At 68.9% G+C, this 14,310-nt stretch carries 16 protein-coding genes and 1 pseudogene; 10 read left to right on the forward strand and 7 right to left on the reverse strand.

Features of this window, described 5'->3' with window-relative positions:
- Positions 1–36: 36 nt before the first annotated feature.
- Positions 37–438, reverse strand: coding sequence for an ATP-binding protein (locus CES90_RS37145; protein ID WP_189787705.1), 402 nt, complete (start codon positions 436–438; stop codon positions 37–39).
- A gap of 221 nt (positions 439–659) precedes the next feature.
- Between CES90_RS37145 and CES90_RS37150 the strand changes: the two genes are divergently transcribed.
- Together CES90_RS37150 and CES90_RS37155 are read left to right on the forward strand one after the other, a co-directional pair.
- On the forward strand, positions 660–1,505 hold the full coding sequence (locus tag CES90_RS37150; protein WP_189787704.1) for a helix-turn-helix domain-containing protein: 846 nt from the start codon (positions 660–662) through the stop codon (positions 1,503–1,505).
- A 10-nt stretch (positions 1,506–1,515) separates the two neighbouring features.
- Positions 1,516–1,710 carry a DUF397 domain-containing protein gene (locus CES90_RS37155; protein ID WP_189787703.1) on the forward strand — a complete coding sequence of 65 codons (195 nt, stop codon included), beginning with the start codon at positions 1,516–1,518 and terminating at the stop codon, positions 1,708–1,710.
- Here the strand turns inward: CES90_RS37155 and CES90_RS37160 are convergent.
- Positions 1,703–2,125, reverse strand: a complete 423-nt coding sequence (locus tag CES90_RS37160) for a peptidoglycan-binding domain-containing protein (protein ID WP_444545339.1) — start codon at positions 2,123–2,125, stop codon at positions 1,703–1,705. The two genes, CES90_RS37155 and CES90_RS37160, sit on opposite strands and share 8 nt — an antisense overlap.
- Before the next feature lie 73 nt (positions 2,126–2,198).
- Here CES90_RS37160 and CES90_RS52490 point away from each other — a divergent pair.
- From CES90_RS52490 to CES90_RS37180, 4 genes and pseudogenes are all read left to right on the forward strand, one after another.
- Positions 2,199–2,442, forward strand: a pseudogene (locus CES90_RS52490) (IS5 family transposase); the annotation flags it as partial.
- 87 nt (positions 2,443–2,529) lie between these two features.
- Positions 2,530–3,066, forward strand: coding sequence for a TetR/AcrR family transcriptional regulator (locus CES90_RS52495; protein WP_456300565.1), 537 nt, complete (start codon positions 2,530–2,532; stop codon positions 3,064–3,066).
- Positions 3,066–3,824, forward strand: coding sequence for a GAP family protein (locus tag CES90_RS37175; protein WP_189787702.1), 759 nt, complete (start codon positions 3,066–3,068; stop codon positions 3,822–3,824). Before CES90_RS52495 ends, CES90_RS37175 begins: the two co-directional genes overlap by 1 nt.
- 96 nt (positions 3,825–3,920) lie before the next feature.
- A complete protein-coding gene (locus CES90_RS37180; RefSeq protein WP_268257067.1) occupies positions 3,921–4,322 on the forward strand; it encodes a L,D-transpeptidase family protein in 402 nt (133 codons plus the stop codon).
- Here CES90_RS37180 and CES90_RS37185 read toward each other — a convergent pair.
- From CES90_RS37185 to CES90_RS37200, 4 genes are all read right to left on the reverse strand, one after another.
- Entirely contained in the window at positions 4,277–5,038 is a 762-nt protein-coding gene (locus CES90_RS37185) for a response regulator (protein ID WP_189787701.1), read from the reverse strand. The two genes, CES90_RS37180 and CES90_RS37185, sit on opposite strands and share 46 nt — an antisense overlap.
- Before the next feature lie 178 nt (positions 5,039–5,216).
- Entirely contained in the window at positions 5,217–6,572 is a 1,356-nt protein-coding gene (locus tag CES90_RS37190; protein ID WP_189787720.1) for an FG-GAP and VCBS repeat-containing protein, read from the reverse strand.
- Positions 6,573–6,845: 273 nt separating this feature from the next.
- Positions 6,846–7,310 (reverse strand): hypothetical protein, encoded by a 465-nt coding sequence (locus CES90_RS37195; protein WP_189787700.1) that lies wholly within the window; start codon positions 7,308–7,310, stop codon positions 6,846–6,848.
- 38 nt (positions 7,311–7,348) lie between these two features.
- Positions 7,349–8,827 carry an FG-GAP-like repeat-containing protein gene (locus tag CES90_RS37200; RefSeq protein WP_189787699.1) on the reverse strand — a complete coding sequence of 493 codons (1,479 nt, stop codon included), beginning with the start codon at positions 8,825–8,827 and terminating at the stop codon, positions 7,349–7,351.
- Positions 8,828–9,073: 246 nt separating this feature from the next.
- Here CES90_RS37200 and CES90_RS37205 point away from each other — a divergent pair, with 246 nt between their 5' ends.
- The 3 genes from CES90_RS37205 to CES90_RS37215 are packed head-to-tail and all read left to right on the forward strand — an operon-like array spanning position 9,074 to position 10,450.
- Complete coding sequence (locus CES90_RS37205; RefSeq protein WP_189787698.1) at positions 9,074–9,592, forward strand: DUF6281 family protein; 519 nt, start codon at positions 9,074–9,076, stop codon at positions 9,590–9,592.
- Positions 9,579–9,941: a hypothetical protein gene (locus CES90_RS37210; RefSeq protein ID WP_189787697.1), complete on the forward strand. Its 363-nt coding sequence runs from the start codon at positions 9,579–9,581 to the stop codon at positions 9,939–9,941. The genes CES90_RS37205 and CES90_RS37210 overlap by 14 nt, the downstream gene beginning before the upstream one ends.
- Before the next feature lie 5 nt (positions 9,942–9,946).
- Positions 9,947–10,450, forward strand: coding sequence for an NUDIX hydrolase (locus tag CES90_RS37215; protein ID WP_229914392.1), 504 nt, complete (start codon positions 9,947–9,949; stop codon positions 10,448–10,450).
- 89 nt (positions 10,451–10,539) lie between these two features.
- Here the strand turns inward: CES90_RS37215 and CES90_RS37220 are convergent, their stop codons facing one another.
- Positions 10,540–12,849, reverse strand: coding sequence for a heterodisulfide reductase-related iron-sulfur binding cluster (locus CES90_RS37220; protein WP_189787696.1), 2,310 nt, complete (start codon positions 12,847–12,849; stop codon positions 10,540–10,542).
- A gap of 266 nt (positions 12,850–13,115) precedes the next feature.
- Between CES90_RS37220 and CES90_RS37225 the strand changes: the two genes are divergently transcribed.
- A complete protein-coding gene (locus CES90_RS37225; RefSeq protein ID WP_189787695.1) occupies positions 13,116–14,201 on the forward strand; it encodes an MraY family glycosyltransferase in 1,086 nt (361 codons plus the stop codon).
- Positions 14,202–14,310: the final 109 nt, after the last annotated feature.

Here is a 14,310-nt window from a genome sequence, read left to right on the forward strand (position 1 = left end):
GTATGGATTTCTCTTTCCAGTGTGCGCCTGCAAGCGCTAGTCCGGCTTGGTGCCGAGTTCGCACCAGACGTACTTGCCGTTCGCGCCGTTCACCGCGAACCAGCCCCAGTCGTCCGCGTACGCGTTCACCAGGCGCAGGCCTCGGCCGGAGGTGGAGGTGTTGGTGGGGGTGGCGGTGGTGATCGTGGGCGGTGTGGGGTCCGTGTCCCATGCGCCCAGGCGGAAGGCGGGGCCGGACTGTCTGATCTTCATGGCCGCCGGGCCGTCGGTGTGGCGGAGGGCGTTCGTGACCAGTTCGGAGGCCAGGAGTTCCGCCGGTTCGAGGAGGTCGGTGAGGTGATGGGTGGTGAGGATGTCACGGAGGGTACGGCGGCAGATACCTACGGCTCGGGGGTCATGGGGGACGTAGAGCGTGTACTCCCAGTGGGTTTTTGGCATGGGGGTCTCCCGGTGGGGTGGTACGGAGGAGTGGGGAGCGCTGTGGTCTCAGGCGGTGGCTCTGCCGCGCCCGCCATGGCAGGGCGGTGCGGTGCGCTTCCGGGACGTCCCGGTGTTTCCGCAGCGTGTGCGTCGCATAACCGACAGTAGGGGAACTATTTGATCCGGGGCAAGTAGTTCCCGCACTATGGTGAACCCAACTTCTGGGAAGGGATGGGCACATGGTCGCGAGGGCAGTGATCACTGTTCGCCAGGAGCGCCTCGGCAAGGAGCTTCGCAAGTTGAGGGAACGGGCGGGGCTGAGTCTGAGGGAAGCCGCCCGGGCGACGGGGATCAACGAGGGCAGGCTCTCCAACACCGAGATGGGCCGCTTCGGTGTGAGCGCGGAACGGGTGCGATTTCTGGCCGCCTACTACAAGGCCGGTGACGCCACCCTCGTCGACGCTTTGGCGGGCATGGCGACCGAGCGCGTGCATGGGTGGTGGGAGGAGTACCGAGGGCTGCTCTGGCGTGGGTTTCTCGACCTCGCGGCGTTGGAGCACCACACGCTGTACGTGCGGTCGTTCGAGATCGTCGACATGCCTGGGCTGCTGCAGTCCGCGGAGTTCGTACGAGCGCTCTACGCGGGCTCCCCGTCGGAGATGAGCGAGGAGCAGCAGGAACTCCGGGTGGAATTCCGGCTTCGGCGGCAGGCGGTCCTGGACAGGGACGACTTCGTCTGCGATGTCGTGATCCATGAGGCCGCGCTGCGGATCAGGAAGGCTGATCGGGGGGTTGCCGGACGGCAGCTGCTGCACCTTCTGGAGCAGTCCGAGCGGCCTCAAGTAAGTGTGCGTGTCGTGCCGTTCGACCGGGACGGCTTCCGGAACAGCAGTCCGATTCTGTTGCTGGACGGTCCTGTTCCCCAGTTGGACACCGTCTTGTTGGACGCGCCGCACGGGGGTGCTTTCCTGGACGCTGAGGCTCAGCTCGTTACGTACCGGCGAAGGATCGCCGAGGTGCAGAAGGCCGCGCTCGGCGTCGTAGAGTCAAGGGACTTCATCCATGATCTGGCTCGACAGTTGTGAGAGGTGCCCCATGGCAGAGGTGCTCGTTTGGCAGAAGTCCTCCTTCTCCCAGGACGAGAACGGAGCCAACTGCCTTGAGATCGCCGCCCCCGAAGCGAACCGCCCCCTCCTCCGCGAAAGCGACGAGCCCGGCAAGGTCATAACCACAACCCCCGCCGGGCTCGCCGCCCTCATACGGAACCTGCGTCACGGACCGGTCAGGTGACCTTGGCCGTCCAGGCGGCCTGCCAGGTGGCGGGGCCGACGATGCCGTCCGGAGTCAGGCCCTTCTCGGCCTGGAACGTGCGGCAGACCTTCTTCGACCGGGCGCCGTAGACGCCGTCCGTGTCGATCGTCCAGCCGCGTTCCCGCATACGGGTCTGCCACGTCCGTACGCCGGGGTGACGGGTGTACGGCGGGTACGTGAAGAGGACGCCGGGCCGGGCCGGAGCCTCCTTGTGGGACTCGTCGCCGTCGCCGGTTCCGGGGGTGATGGGGGCTCGCCAGGCCGCCCGCCAGGTCCGCGGGCCCACCACCCCGTCGACGGTGAGCCCCTTCTCCTGCTGAAAGGCGAGGCACACCCGCCGGGACTGGGGTCCGAAGGCCCCGTCCACGCCGAGGGACCAGCCCCGCCTGACCATCTGCTCCTGCCACGTACGGGCGCTCCAGTGCACCGTCACGGGCGGGTAGTGCAGCAGCACGCCGGGCCACTCTCGCAATCGTGCCTACCTGCGCGCGCGGCGTCCGCTGCACCATCCCGGACAAGGCCGACCAGGCTCGCAACCGCAGCAAGCAAGGCCCCAGGGGCGGCGGGCCACCGGCGTTCGACCCGGTCGACTATCGCGAGCGTCACGCGGTCGAGTGCGGCATGAACCGCCTCGAGCGGCACCGGGCCGTGGCCACCCGCTACGAAGAGTTGGCGGTCCGTTTCGAAGCCACCGTCCTCATCGCCGCCATGAACCTAAAAATAATATTGCGGTACTATTTTTTTATGACGCAACACGCCGACGCTGACACGAGACGCGGCCAGGTCGCCTCCGCGCTGATGAGCGTGGTCGCCGAACGGGGACTGGTGCGGACCACCCTCGCTGACGTGGCGCGGACGGCGGGTGTGTCCGTGGGACTCGTCCAGCGCTATTTCCCCTCAAAAGACGAGCTGCTGAGGTTCGGCATCGAGTATGTCTACCGGCGCGCCGAGGAGCGCATCGCCGCCATCCCGGTCGAGCCGCCGGTCCGGGAGTTCGTCGTGCGGCTGATGGAGACGTTCCTGCCGCTGACGGTCGAGAGGCGCGCCGAGCTGCGGGTCTGGCTCAGCTTCGTGCAGGCGTCGCTTACCGACGCCGACATGGCTGCGATTCACCGGGACGCTACCGTGCGGCTCTTGCGGGGTGTCGAGGAGGCATTGAGCGGTGCGCAACGGGCCGGCGAACTCGCCGCGGGTGTCGACACCGAGGCGGAGGCGGCGGCGCTGGTCGCGTTCGTGGACGGGCTGTGCCTGCACCACGCGGCGACCGGGGACGGGTTCGACGCGTCCCGCATCATCGCCGCGTTGGACGCCTACGTTGACCGGCTGTTCGACTGATGAGCGCGGCGCTGGCGCTGGCGCTGGCCGGGCTTGGGCTGCTGGACAGCACAAGCTTCGGCACCCTGCTGATCCCCATCTGGCTGTTGCTCACCCCGGGGCGGGTGCGCGCCGGCCGGATCGCCGTCTACCTGGCTACGGTGGCAACGTTCTACTTTTGCGTTGGCGTTCTCCTGGTGCTGGGGGCCGATGCGTTGCTGGAGGCCGTCCGGGCGGCCTTCGCCGAAGTTGCCCCGACGCACCTGCGGATCGGGCAGCTCGTCCTCGGTTTCATCGTCATCGCCTTGAGCTACGGGCTGGAGGCACGCGCCCGCAGCCGGGCGGGCAGACCGGGCCGACTGCAGCGCTGGCGGGCGGCGGCGATGTCGGGTGCCGTGCCGGACAGCGAAGGTCTGGACGGCCGGGACACGCGGGGCGGAGGCGTGCGCGGCCTGATGAGCCTCGCGTTGGTGGCCACGGCGCTGGAGATCGTCACCATGGTGCCCTACCTGGCGGCCGTGGGCTTACTCGCGAACGCCGATCTGACCTGGCAGGTCATCGGCGGGGCGCTGGCCGGGTATTGCGTCGTGATGATCCTCCCGGCAGTCCTCCTCGGCGTCGTCCGCATCGCCGCGCACGACCGCGCCGAGCCAGTCCTGCAGCGGATCAACGACTGGTTCACCCGCAACAGCGCCAAGGCGCTCGGCTGGACTGTCGGGGGGATCGGCATTGGAATGGCCCTCAACGCCGTGATCGCCCTGCTCGCTCAACACGTCTGAACTCGCGTCAGACCTCAGAATCTCCAGCAACCGCAACTTGCGAAGAACAGCAGCAACCCGTCGAACTCACGGCTGAGCCTGATCCACGTCCAGCAGATCAGCCCGGATCGCACGCGCTCCTACACGCTCGACAGCTGGCGTGCCGGGTCCGGGAACGGCAGCACGAACCCCTGCAAGCGGAACGCGGGGTGGCTGCCCAACGGGACATACAAGATCAAGCAGTTCTACAACAACCACAACGGCGGATCGCGCGGCGTCAACGGCATCTCCTGGCTGCTCAACGACCGCAAGTGCCACAACGGCACCCCGCGCACCGAGCTGTTCATCCACAGCGAGATGCTGCCCAACGGCCGGCCGGGCGGCTCCGAGCCGTACCGCTGGGACGGGAACAGCGACTACAAGTCCAACGGCTGCATCAAGCTCAGGCCGTCCGACATCCGCGAGCTCAAGAGCTACCGGGCCGACTTCCCGAAGCCGACCAGGCTCTTCGTGTCCTGACAGCAGTGGCGTGGCGCGACGAGTCCGCACTCGTAGGCGAGGACGACGGCCTGGGCACGGTTGTACAATCCGAGCTTCGTCATCGCCCGGCTGAGGTGTGATTTGACCGTGGCCTCGCTCACGGTCAGCAGGGCGGCGATCTCGCTGTTGCGGGAGCCGGTGGCGACGAGCCGCAGCACTTCCAGCTCGCGTGGTGTGAGCCGGTCCAGAGCCGGCTGCGGCTCGTCGCCGTCTCTGCCGGTACGGGCGTATGCCTGTACGAGTCGTCGCGCCACGCTGGGCGGGAAGAGGCAGTACCCCGCGGCGACCGTGTGCAGGGCGTACAGCAGTTGCTCCGGGCGGGCGTCCTTGAACAGGAAGCCCGAGGCACCCGCCCGCAGCGCGGCGTGGACATGCTCGTCGGTGTCGAAGGCCGACAGGGCCAGCACGCGGGGCCGGGATCGCACGGGAGCGGACGACAGGATGCGCGCGCAGGCGTCCACACCGTCGAGCTCCGACATCCGCATGTCCATCAGGATCACATCGGGTTCGGTGAGGGCCGCCTTGGCGACCGCGTCCACACCGTTCACGGCCTCGCCGACCACCCGCAGGCGGGGGTCGGCACGAATCAGCGCGGACAATCCCGCGCGGATCAGATCGTGGTCGTCCGCGACCAGCACACGTGTCGCACCGCCCTTGCTGCGCGGCTCCGCCGGCAACGGGCTCAATACGGTCATGGTGTCCCCCTGTGTGCGTCCGTCTCGGTCCCTCGGTCTCTCTCGGTCCGAGTCTTGGCCGCTACCAGGTTGTTCGGCTGCCCCCACGGGTTACGGCGAACAATTCGAGGCGGCGAGCCCGGGGCCGGTCATCCAGACAACCTGGCAGCGGGCTCGCCGCCCTCATACGTTCCCTGCGCTACGGCTGAAGCATCCCCTCGATGATGTCGCCCTTCACGGACTGGGCGCCCGTCGTCGTCACGCCCTTCGAGGAACCCCTCAGCAGGACCGAGCCGTAGTTCGCGGTGACGTACAGGTCGGCCTTGCCGTCTCGGTTGGTGTCGCGGAGGCGTACCGTGCCGCCGAAGACGTCGTCGGACGTCAGCGCGCCCGGGACGCCGGCCGTGTCGCGGGCGAACCACTGGGAACCCGTGGCCGTCAGGCCGGACTTGGTGCCCTTGAGGACGTGGACGGCGCCCGCGTAGACGTGGGTGCCCAGCTTCTCGCCGTACACGCCGATCGCCAGGTCCCGGTAGCCGTCGCCGTTGACGTCGCCGGCGGAGAGGGACGCGCCGAAGACGTCGTCGGGCTCGGGGGTGTCCTTGATGCCCTTCGTGGCCTGGGTGAAGCGGGCGGACTTGGACGGGCCCGAGGACGCGCCGTACCAGAGCGTCACTCGGCCCTTGTAGCGGTCGTACAAGGGTGTACCGATGGCGATGTCGCCGTAGCCGTCCTTGTTGAAGTCGGCGATCAGGCCGTCTCCGCCGCGTTCGGTCTGGCCGCCGTTGCCCTTGACGGACTCGATGCGCAGGGTCTTGCCGGGGTAGAGCCTGGCCTTGCCGCCGGAGATGAACCAGGCGTCCGAGGCGATGTACTCCGGGTACACGACGTCGCCGATGATGACCAGGTCGGTCTTGCCGTCCTTGTTCACCTTGCCGGAGATCACGGCTGTGGAGTAGAAGGACGAGCCGTCCTTGTCCAGGACGGTCACCGAGCCCTTCACGCCCGACTTCGTGATCGCGCCCCGGTAGACGTACGTCTTGCTGTCGCGGACCAGGGCCAGGTCCGGCTTGGCGTCGCCGTTGAAGTCGCCGGTGGCGAAGTCGCGGGCCAAGCCCGAGCCGCCCTTGGCGGGGAGGGTGGTGCCGCCGGACAGGCCCTTCGACGAGCCCCAGAGGATCGTGACCGTGCCGTTGTTCTTCTTCTTGCCGACGTCCTCGCCGTTCGCGGAGACGGCCAGGTCGCCGTAGCCGTCCTTGTTGAAGTCGGCCGCCGTGCGGACCTCGCCGAAGAAGTCGTCGGGCTCGTCGGCACCGGGAACGCCGGCGCTGGCCTGCGAGACGAACTGGGTCTTCGTGCCGGGGCCGTTCGCCGTGCCGAAGGTGACGAGGACGCCGCCGCCCTCGCTCTCGTTGAGGTCACGGCCGTACGCGAAGGCCGCGTAGTCGCGGTGGCCGTCGCCGTTGAAGTCGTCGGTGTACTTGGCTACGGCCGCCGTCGCGGGCGTGGCCAGCGCGAGCGGGGTCAGACCGGAGGCGAGCAGGCCTGCGGCCATGAGGAACGGGCGTGTGCGCAACGGGTTCTCCAGGAGGGAGGAGGGCCCGCGCCACGTGGGGCGCGGGCCCAACTGCCGTATGGGTGTGCGAGCAGAAGACCCATAGTGGCACGGGAGGGTTGCACGGGTGTTCGGTTAATTCTTGAGGTTGGTGAAATCGGGTGTGGTTGGTGGGATCAGCCGAGCACCCCCACGGCGGCTGTCCGGTGGTGGCGATCGGTGGCGGCCACGGCGGCTATCCGGTGGCGGCCACCGGTGGCCGCCACCGGTTTGTCAGCGTCGCCGAAGCCGTCGGCCCGGCCACGGGGACCACAGCCATGCCCACCCGTGGGTCCGGCCCGCGATGTCGGGGCTGTGTACGGCCGCCACCACCGCCATCACGGGCCATGCCAGCAGGGTCACCCCGATCTGGGCGGGTGCCGCGTCCGTGCCCAGCGCGACGGCCACGATCTCGGCGGGGAAGACCAGCGCGCCCAGCAGTGCTCCCACGAGAGCGAGCCCCCATGAGCTGGTGATGACGCGGGACGCGAGGGCCAGCCCTCCGCCGATGACCAGGCCCATCAGGACACCGGCCACCAGGCTGCCGCCCAGGAGCAGCCCGCTGTAGCGGAGCGCGCGGACGGCATGCCCGGTGTCCTCTCCCACGAATCCCACGAACAGTTCGACCACGCCGACGAACAGGGCGAGCACCGCCCACGGGATGCCCGGAACGCCGGCCATCAGCACGCCGACTCGCACGCCGCGCCCCAGCGCGCCCTCCCTGTTCACAAGCCCCGTCAGTTGGCCGCGTTGGCGCCGAACATCGGGTACGCGTCCGTGGAGACGCCCACCGAGGACGGAGCGAGGGAACGGGAACCGGTCGTGGTGATCTTCGTGCCGTTGGAGGGCAGGTAGAGCACCGACCCGTTGTAGTCGTTCTCGCCGTACGAACCGGCCGTCAGGTCCGCCCTGCCGTCACCGGTGACGTCGGTGAGCTTCACCTCGCCGCCGAGCTGGTCGTCCCTCTCGTCCGTGCCGGGGACGCCGGCGGTGGACTGCGCGAAGTACTGGTAGCCAGAGGTGGTGTTCACCCCGGACTCCGAGCCGTACAGGACGGTCAGGGCGCCCGCGTTGACGACGCCGTTCAGGTTCTCGCCGGGGGCGCCGACCACCAGGTCGGCCTTGCCGTCGCCGTTGATGTCGCCGAGCGACAGCTCGCTGCCGAAGAAGTCGCCGCGCTCGGCGGAGCCGGGCACGTTGCCGCTGTCCTGCGTCACGGCGACCGTGGTGGCCGGGCCGGTGGCGGAACCGTAGAGGATGTGGATCTTGCCGCCGGTGGACGACCCGGGCACGGAGGGCTGGCTGCCGTCCTTCGACGGGTCCCAGTCCTGGCCGGTGACGATGTCGCCGAAGCCGTCGCCGTTGATGTCGGCGATGCCGGTGATGACGCCGCGCTTCAGCTCGCGCACACCGCCGTCCGCGCCCAGTCCGTCGGCCGCGCCGGGCACGTACCAGTTGGTGTTGTAGCCGTACTCGCTGTCCGTCTCGAAGCCGTCGACGACCAGATCGGTGCGCTTGTCGCCGTTGGCGTCGCCGGCGGTGAGCATGATCGCGCCGGTGCCCTTGCCGGAGAGGATGTCCAGCTTGACGGCGTACTGGTCGCCGAACGAACCGGACTTGGAGATGCCGTCCCCGACGACGTACACGACGTTGGAGGAGTTGCCGATCGCCAGGTCCTCGGTGCCGTCGCCGTCGAAGTCGCCGGCGGCGAGGGAGCGGCCCCACCGGTCGTGCGACGAGGGCGCCAGGTCCTTGATCGTCGTGGCGCCGGACAGACCGCTCGCGGAGCCCCACGCGACGAGGACGGTGCCGCCGTCGGTGTCGCCGGACACGTCCTCCGTCGGCGCGGACACGGCGAGGTCGTCGTAGCCGTCGCCGTTGAAGTCGCCGTACGCGCTGGACCAGCCGAACCAGTCGTCGCTCTCGGCGCTGCCGGGCACGCCGGTGGTGTTCTGGCTGAAGGTCGTGCGGTTCGTCGAGGTCACGCCGTTCGCCGAGCCGTACAGGGCGACGACCTGGCCGGCGTTCCGCTTTCCGCCGACGGTGGCCCCACCGGCGGAGTACGCGACGTCGCCGAACCCGTCGCCGTTGAAGTCCGCCACGGGGTGGTGGACCGAGTCGGCCGCCGTCGCGCTCGCGGCCGAGAAGGTGAGCAGACCGCCCGTCAACGCGGCCGCGCAGGCCGTCGCGAGGGCGAGTCGCAGGTGCTTGTGCATGCGGGAATCTCCTGTGCTTTGCCCAGAGTTCGCCCGGGGTTCTCGGGGAAGTCGGCGAACAGGAGACCGCTGGAGGTGGGGGAGGGTTGTACGGGACTTCCAGAAATTTCCGAGGCGGGTGGAACCGGTGGGGCACCAGGGCCCTCTTCCCTTGTTAGCCCGATTCCCTTGTCGGCCCGAACGTTTTCCGGAGGCCCGGCGTCTGCGGAACGAGGCGACCGCCGCCGACGACGAGGAGGCGTGACAATGAGCGATTACGGCGTACGAGGCACCCTGGCGACCCTGGTGCTGCCCCTGGTGTCCCTCGTGATGTTCCCACTCGCCACCGGCTGCACGGTGGTCACGACGAGCGACGGAGGCGGGGAAGGCGAGGCGTCCTGCGCGTTCGCCGTGGAGCACGACGGCCGCAAGTACATCGACGTGGGCAAAGTTGACTACACGCTCGGCGCCGAGGTGGGAACGGCCCGGGACTCGATCTGCGTCGACACGGGTGGCAGCGAGGAGGACACGGACGCCGACATCCCGTCCGAGGACCTCCCCGTGTACGAGGCGTACGCCATCCAGGGCATCGACACCGACGACGCCATCGCGGTCCGTTCATCACCGGAGAGCGAGCTGTCCGTCATGGTCCACAGTCCTGAGGACGAGCCCCTCACGGACGCGGCGGAGAGGATCTTCGGCGCCGATGGCGACGGAGACGGGGACGAGGACGGGGACGAGGACGGGGACGGGGACGGAGAAGGAGGCGGCAGTGGACAAGGGTGACGCGATAGCCGGGCAACTGGTGCAGGCCACCACGGCGGCGAGGCTGGCATGGGAAGCGTACGAGGAGGGCGCATACCGGGCGACCGTCGGCGACTTCATTTTCTCGATCCAGGAAGGGGGAGTCTTCGACGACACCTACACCTACATCCTGCGCATCTCCAGCGAGGAGCAGAGCGAGAGCATCAGGACCCGGACGAGGGCAGAGGAAACGGGATCGAGGCACCTGGATGCTCAGGTGAACGATGAGCTCAAACTGCTGTACGTGCTGGCACGGGAGTCGGCGAGCGGCCGACCCGCCTTCTTCGACAAGGTGCACGGGACACTGGTCGAACTTTTGGCCGAGGAATAAGACGCGTGTCGGCTGGGCGGATCGAGCTGGTCGAACGCGTCGACGAGCGGGACGAGGTGCTCGGTGTCGTCGACCGGGGTGAGGCGATCCGGCGAGGATGGCTGCACCGGATCGCGACGGTCGTGTGCCGGGATCTGGGCGGGCGGGTTCTCGTACACCGCCGGCCCGATGACGCGTCGCGCTTTCCCGGGCACCTCAACTGGATGCTCGGCGGAGCGACGGAGGTCGGCGAGTCGTACGAGGACGCCGCCGCACGGGAGTTGGCGGAGGAACTGGGGGTCCGTGTCCGGCCCCGGTTCGTGTTCAAGTACCGGTGCGCGGGGGCGATCAGCCCGTACTGGCTCGGGCTGCACGAGGTGGTCGTCACGGAGCCGGTGGCTCCCGACTCCTCGGAGATCGCCTGGCACGACTGGCTGACGGAGGCCGAGCTGGTCGACGTAGTTCGCGATCGGGCCTTCGTACCGGACGCGCGGGAGGCGTTCGACCGCTATCGCGCGCTGAATCGATGAGGCCCAGAACGCCTGCCTCTCCGGGGTGAACGCCGACGCCCCCGCGCTCAGGTCGAGCGCGGGGGCGTCGCAAGCAACAGACGGGTCGGTTACTTCACCGGCTGGGGCTCCGGCGTGCTCTCCGCCTCGGCCGCCCCCGCCGGGGGCTCGCCCTCGTCCTCGTCCACGTCGGGGACCGGCGTCTTGACGGACTCCAGGAGGAGTTGGGCGACGTCGACGACCTGGATGGACTCCTTGGCCTTGCCGTCGTTCTTCTTGCCGTTGACGGAGTCGGTGAGCATGACGAGGCAGAACGGGCAGGCCGTGGAGACGATGTCCGGGTTGAGGGACAGGGCCTCGTCGACGCGCTCGTTGTTGATGCGCTTGCCGATCCGCTCCTCCATCCACATGCGCGCGCCACCGGCGCCGCAGCAGAAGCCGCGCTCCTTGTGGCGGTGCATCTCCTGCTGGCGCAGGCCCGGGACAGCGGACATGATCTCGCGCGGAGGCGTGTAGATCTTGTTGTGGCGGCCCAGGTAGCAGGGGTCGTGGTACGTGATGATGCCCTCGACCGGGGTGACGGGGATCAGCTTGCCCTCGTCGACGAGGTGCTGGAGCAGCTGGGTGTGGTGGATGACCTCGTAGTCGCCGCCGAGCTGCGGGTACTCGTTGCCGAGGGTGTTGAGGCAGTGCGGGCAGGTGGCGACGATCTTCTTGGCGGACTTCGGCTTGCGGGACTCCTCCGTCACCTTGCCGTCGTCGTCCATCTCCTCGCCGAACGCCATGTTCAGGGCCATGACGTTCTCCATGCCGAGCTCCTGGAACAGGGGCTCGTTGCCGAGGCGGCGGGCGGAGTCACCGGTGCACTTCTCGTCGCCGCCCATGATCGCGAACTTGACGCCCGCCATGTGCAGCAGCTCCGCGAAGGCCTTCGTGGTCTTCTTCGCGCGGTCCTCCAGGGCGCCGGCGCAGCCGACCCAGTACAGGTACTTGACCTCCGACAGGTCCTCGATGTCCTTGCCGACGACCGGGACCTCGAAGTCGACCTCCTTCAGCCACTCCAGGCGCTGCTTCTTCGCCAGGCCCCAGGGGTTGCCCTTCTTCTCCAGGTTCTTGAGCATCGTGCCCGCCTCGGACGGGAACGCGGACTCGATCATCACCTGGTAGCGGCGCATGTCGACGATGTGGTCGATGTGCTCGATGTCGACGGGGCACTGCTCGACGCAGGCGCCGCAGGTGGTGCAGGACCACAGCACGTCGGGGTCGATGACGCCGTTCTCTTCGACGGTCCCGATCAGCGGGCGCTCGGCCTCCGCGAGAGCCGCGGCGGGGACGTCCTTCAACGCCTCGGCCGACGCCTTCTCCTCGCCCTCCATGGTCTTGCCGCCACCGGCCAGCAGGTACGGGGCCTTGGCGTGCGCGTGGTCGCGCAGCGACATGATCAGCAGCTTGGGGGAGAGCGGCTTGCCGGTGTTCCAGGCGGGGCACTGCGACTGGCAGCGGCCGCACTCGGTGCAGGTGGAGAAGTCCAGCAGGCCCTTCCAGGAGAACTGCTCGACCTGGGAGACACCGAAGACGTCGTCGTCACCGGGGTCGGTGAAGTCGATCGGCTTGCCGCCGGAGGTCATCGGCTGCAGGGCGCCCAGGGCGGTGGCACCGTCGGCGTTCCGCTTGAACCAGATGTTCGGGAAGCCGAGGAAGCGGTGCCAGGCGACACCCATGTTGGTGTTGAGCGAGACGACGATCATCCAGATGAACGACGTGCTGATCTTCACCATCGCGGTGAAGTAGACCAAGGTCTGCAGCGTCGGGACGCTCAGCCCCTTGAAGGCCAGGACCAGCGGGTACGAGGCGAAGTACGCGGCCTCGTAGTGCTCCACGTGGTGGATGGCGCCCTCGAGGCCGCGCAGCACGTAGATCGCGAGACCGATGGTGAGGATGACGTACTCGACGAAGTACGCCTGACCCGACTTGGAACCCGCGAACCGGGACTTGCGGCCCGCCCGCGACGGCAGGCTCAGCAGGCGGATGACCATCAGCACGGCGATGCCCAGGATCGTCATCACGCCGATGAACTCGATGTACAGCTCGAACGGCAGGAAGCCGCCGATGACCGGCAGGGTCCAGTCGGCCTTGAAGAGCTGGCCGAAGGCCTGCGCGAGGGTCGGCGGCAGGGTGAGGAAGCCGACGGCGACGAACCAGTGGGCGATGCCCACGATGCCCCACCGGTTCATGCGCGTATGACCGAGGAACTCCCGCACCAGCGTGACGCTCCGCTGGTAGGGGTTGTCGGTACGGCTGCCGGCCGGGACCGGCTGGCCCAGTTTGAAGTACCGGAAGAACTGACCGATGGCGCGTGCGAGCAGCGCGACGCCGACCACGGTCAGAACCAGCGACACGATGATCGCGGCGAGTTGCATTGGGGGCTCCTCGGGCCTGCGAGGGGTGCGTCTTCGAGTCTCCCTCGAAGGCGACGACTTCTCATTACTAAGCGGTAACTTATGCAGTCCGTCTGAGACTACCCACTTCTTTTGCCGCACTGTAGTCAGGAGAGCGGTGATCTGCGTCGCTGAGGGTTGCCTGAGTGGTCGTGACGTGATCGTGCGAGAGGGCTCCCTGAACCCGGTCGTGAAACCTGATCGTGTTATTCGCGTTATATCTGGGCATAACGGAATATCCTCCATCAGTGCTGTACGGGATCCTCGCCTCCGCCTCCGCCCTGCTGCTCACCGCCGTGCTCGCGGCGGTCGTACGGGCGCCCTCGCTGCGGTTCGGGTTCGTCGAGCGGCGTCGGGCGCGGCCGGTGCCGTTGCTCGGGGGAGTGGCGCTGGTCGGTGCGGTGGGGGCCGTGGCGTGGGCGGGGGAGCGGACCGGGCTCGCGCCGTTGGGGGAGGAGGGCGGGCGGCTGCTTGTCGCCGGGGTGGCGGTGGCCGGGCTCGGGCTGGTCGGGGATCTGTGGCGGCTGCCGTTCGTGGTGCGGGCCGTGGGGGTGGTCGCGGCCGCCGCGTACGTCATGCCGTACGAGGATCTCGGGGTCCTCGGTGGGGTGCTGGGCGTGGTGTGGGTCGTATTCGTCGTGCACGGATTCAAGGGGCTCGGCCGTTCCGACGGCGTCCTCGGCGTCGTCGGCGTCGTCACCGCCTTCGCACTCAGCGCGTGCGCCGCCGCCGAGGTCGTCGACGGTCTCGCCGCCCTGCTGAGCGTGCTGGCCGCCGGGCTCACCGGGTTCCTGATGCAGAACTGGCCGCCGGCGCGCATCGTTCTCGGAGAGTGCGGGGCGCTGTTCGTGGGATTCCTGCTCGCGGGTGGCGCCGTACGGGTGTACGCGTACGCCGCGCAGCACGGGGTGGGCGTCGCGGTGCCCTTCGCGCTGACCGCGCTGGTGACCGCCGACGCGGTGCTGGTGCTGGTGTCACGGCGGCTGGCCGGGCGCGAGCTGTGGCGCAGCGGACCCGACCATCTCGCCCACCGGCTGCGGCGGTTGGGGCTCACGCCGGTGGGGGTGGTGGTCGTTCTGGGGGTGTGCGCGGTCGCGTCGGTGGCCGTCGGAGTGGCCGTCCACATGCTGTGGATGAAGGCGGGCGGGGTGTGGTGGGTGGTGGGGGTCGCGGTGGTCGTCGTGGCGGGGCTGCTGAGGGTGCCGGTGTACGGGCTCGGGGGCGCCCGCACGATGTCCCGGCCGCGGGGGCCGTCCACGATGTCGTCCGGGCGTGCGGGGGGCGCGGGAGGTGCTGAGGGCTCCGTACGCCGGGCTCCGGCCCCGTATCGCTAGGGCCTTCGTCAAATCCCCGTCGTCGCCCGGAGAGCGGCCCCGCGCCCGCCGCGGCAGCGGCTGATGTCCCCCGCCGCGGCAGCGGCTGATGTCCGCGGAGGTGCGTGCT

The organism is Streptomyces capitiformicae (assembly GCF_002214185.1).
Taxonomy (GTDB): domain Bacteria; phylum Actinomycetota; class Actinomycetes; order Streptomycetales; family Streptomycetaceae; genus Streptomyces; species Streptomyces capitiformicae.

Bases quoted from the DNA above. Each gene is read 5' to 3' on its own strand.
- CES90_RS37145 (WP_189787705.1), bottom strand. From the start codon at position 438: ATGCCAAAAACCCACTGGGAGTACACGCTCTACGTCCCCCATGACCCC.
- CES90_RS37150 (WP_189787704.1), top strand. From the start codon at position 660: ATGGTCGCGAGGGCAGTGATCACTGTTCGCCAGGAGCGCCTCGGCAAG.
- CES90_RS37155 (WP_189787703.1), top strand. From the start codon at position 1,516: ATGGCAGAGGTGCTCGTTTGGCAGAAGTCCTCCTTCTCCCAGGACGAG.
- CES90_RS37160 (WP_444545339.1), bottom strand. From the start codon at position 2,125: ATGGTCAGGCGGGGCTGGTCCCTCGGCGTGGACGGGGCCTTCGGACCC.
- CES90_RS37200 (WP_189787699.1), bottom strand. From the start codon at position 8,827: ATGCACAAGCACCTGCGACTCGCCCTCGCGACGGCCTGCGCGGCCGCG.
- CES90_RS52495 (WP_456300565.1), top strand. From the start codon at position 2,530: ATGAGCGTGGTCGCCGAACGGGGACTGGTGCGGACCACCCTCGCTGAC.
- CES90_RS37185 (WP_189787701.1), bottom strand. From the start codon at position 5,038: ATGACCGTATTGAGCCCGTTGCCGGCGGAGCCGCGCAGCAAGGGCGGT.
- CES90_RS37175 (WP_189787702.1), top strand. From the start codon at position 3,066: ATGAGCGCGGCGCTGGCGCTGGCGCTGGCCGGGCTTGGGCTGCTGGAC.
- CES90_RS37205 (WP_189787698.1), top strand. From the start codon at position 9,074: ATGAGCGATTACGGCGTACGAGGCACCCTGGCGACCCTGGTGCTGCCC.
- CES90_RS37220 (WP_189787696.1), bottom strand. From the start codon at position 12,849: ATGCAACTCGCCGCGATCATCGTGTCGCTGGTTCTGACCGTGGTCGGC.
- CES90_RS37190 (WP_189787720.1), bottom strand. From the start codon at position 6,572: ATGGCCGCAGGCCTGCTCGCCTCCGGTCTGACCCCGCTCGCGCTGGCC.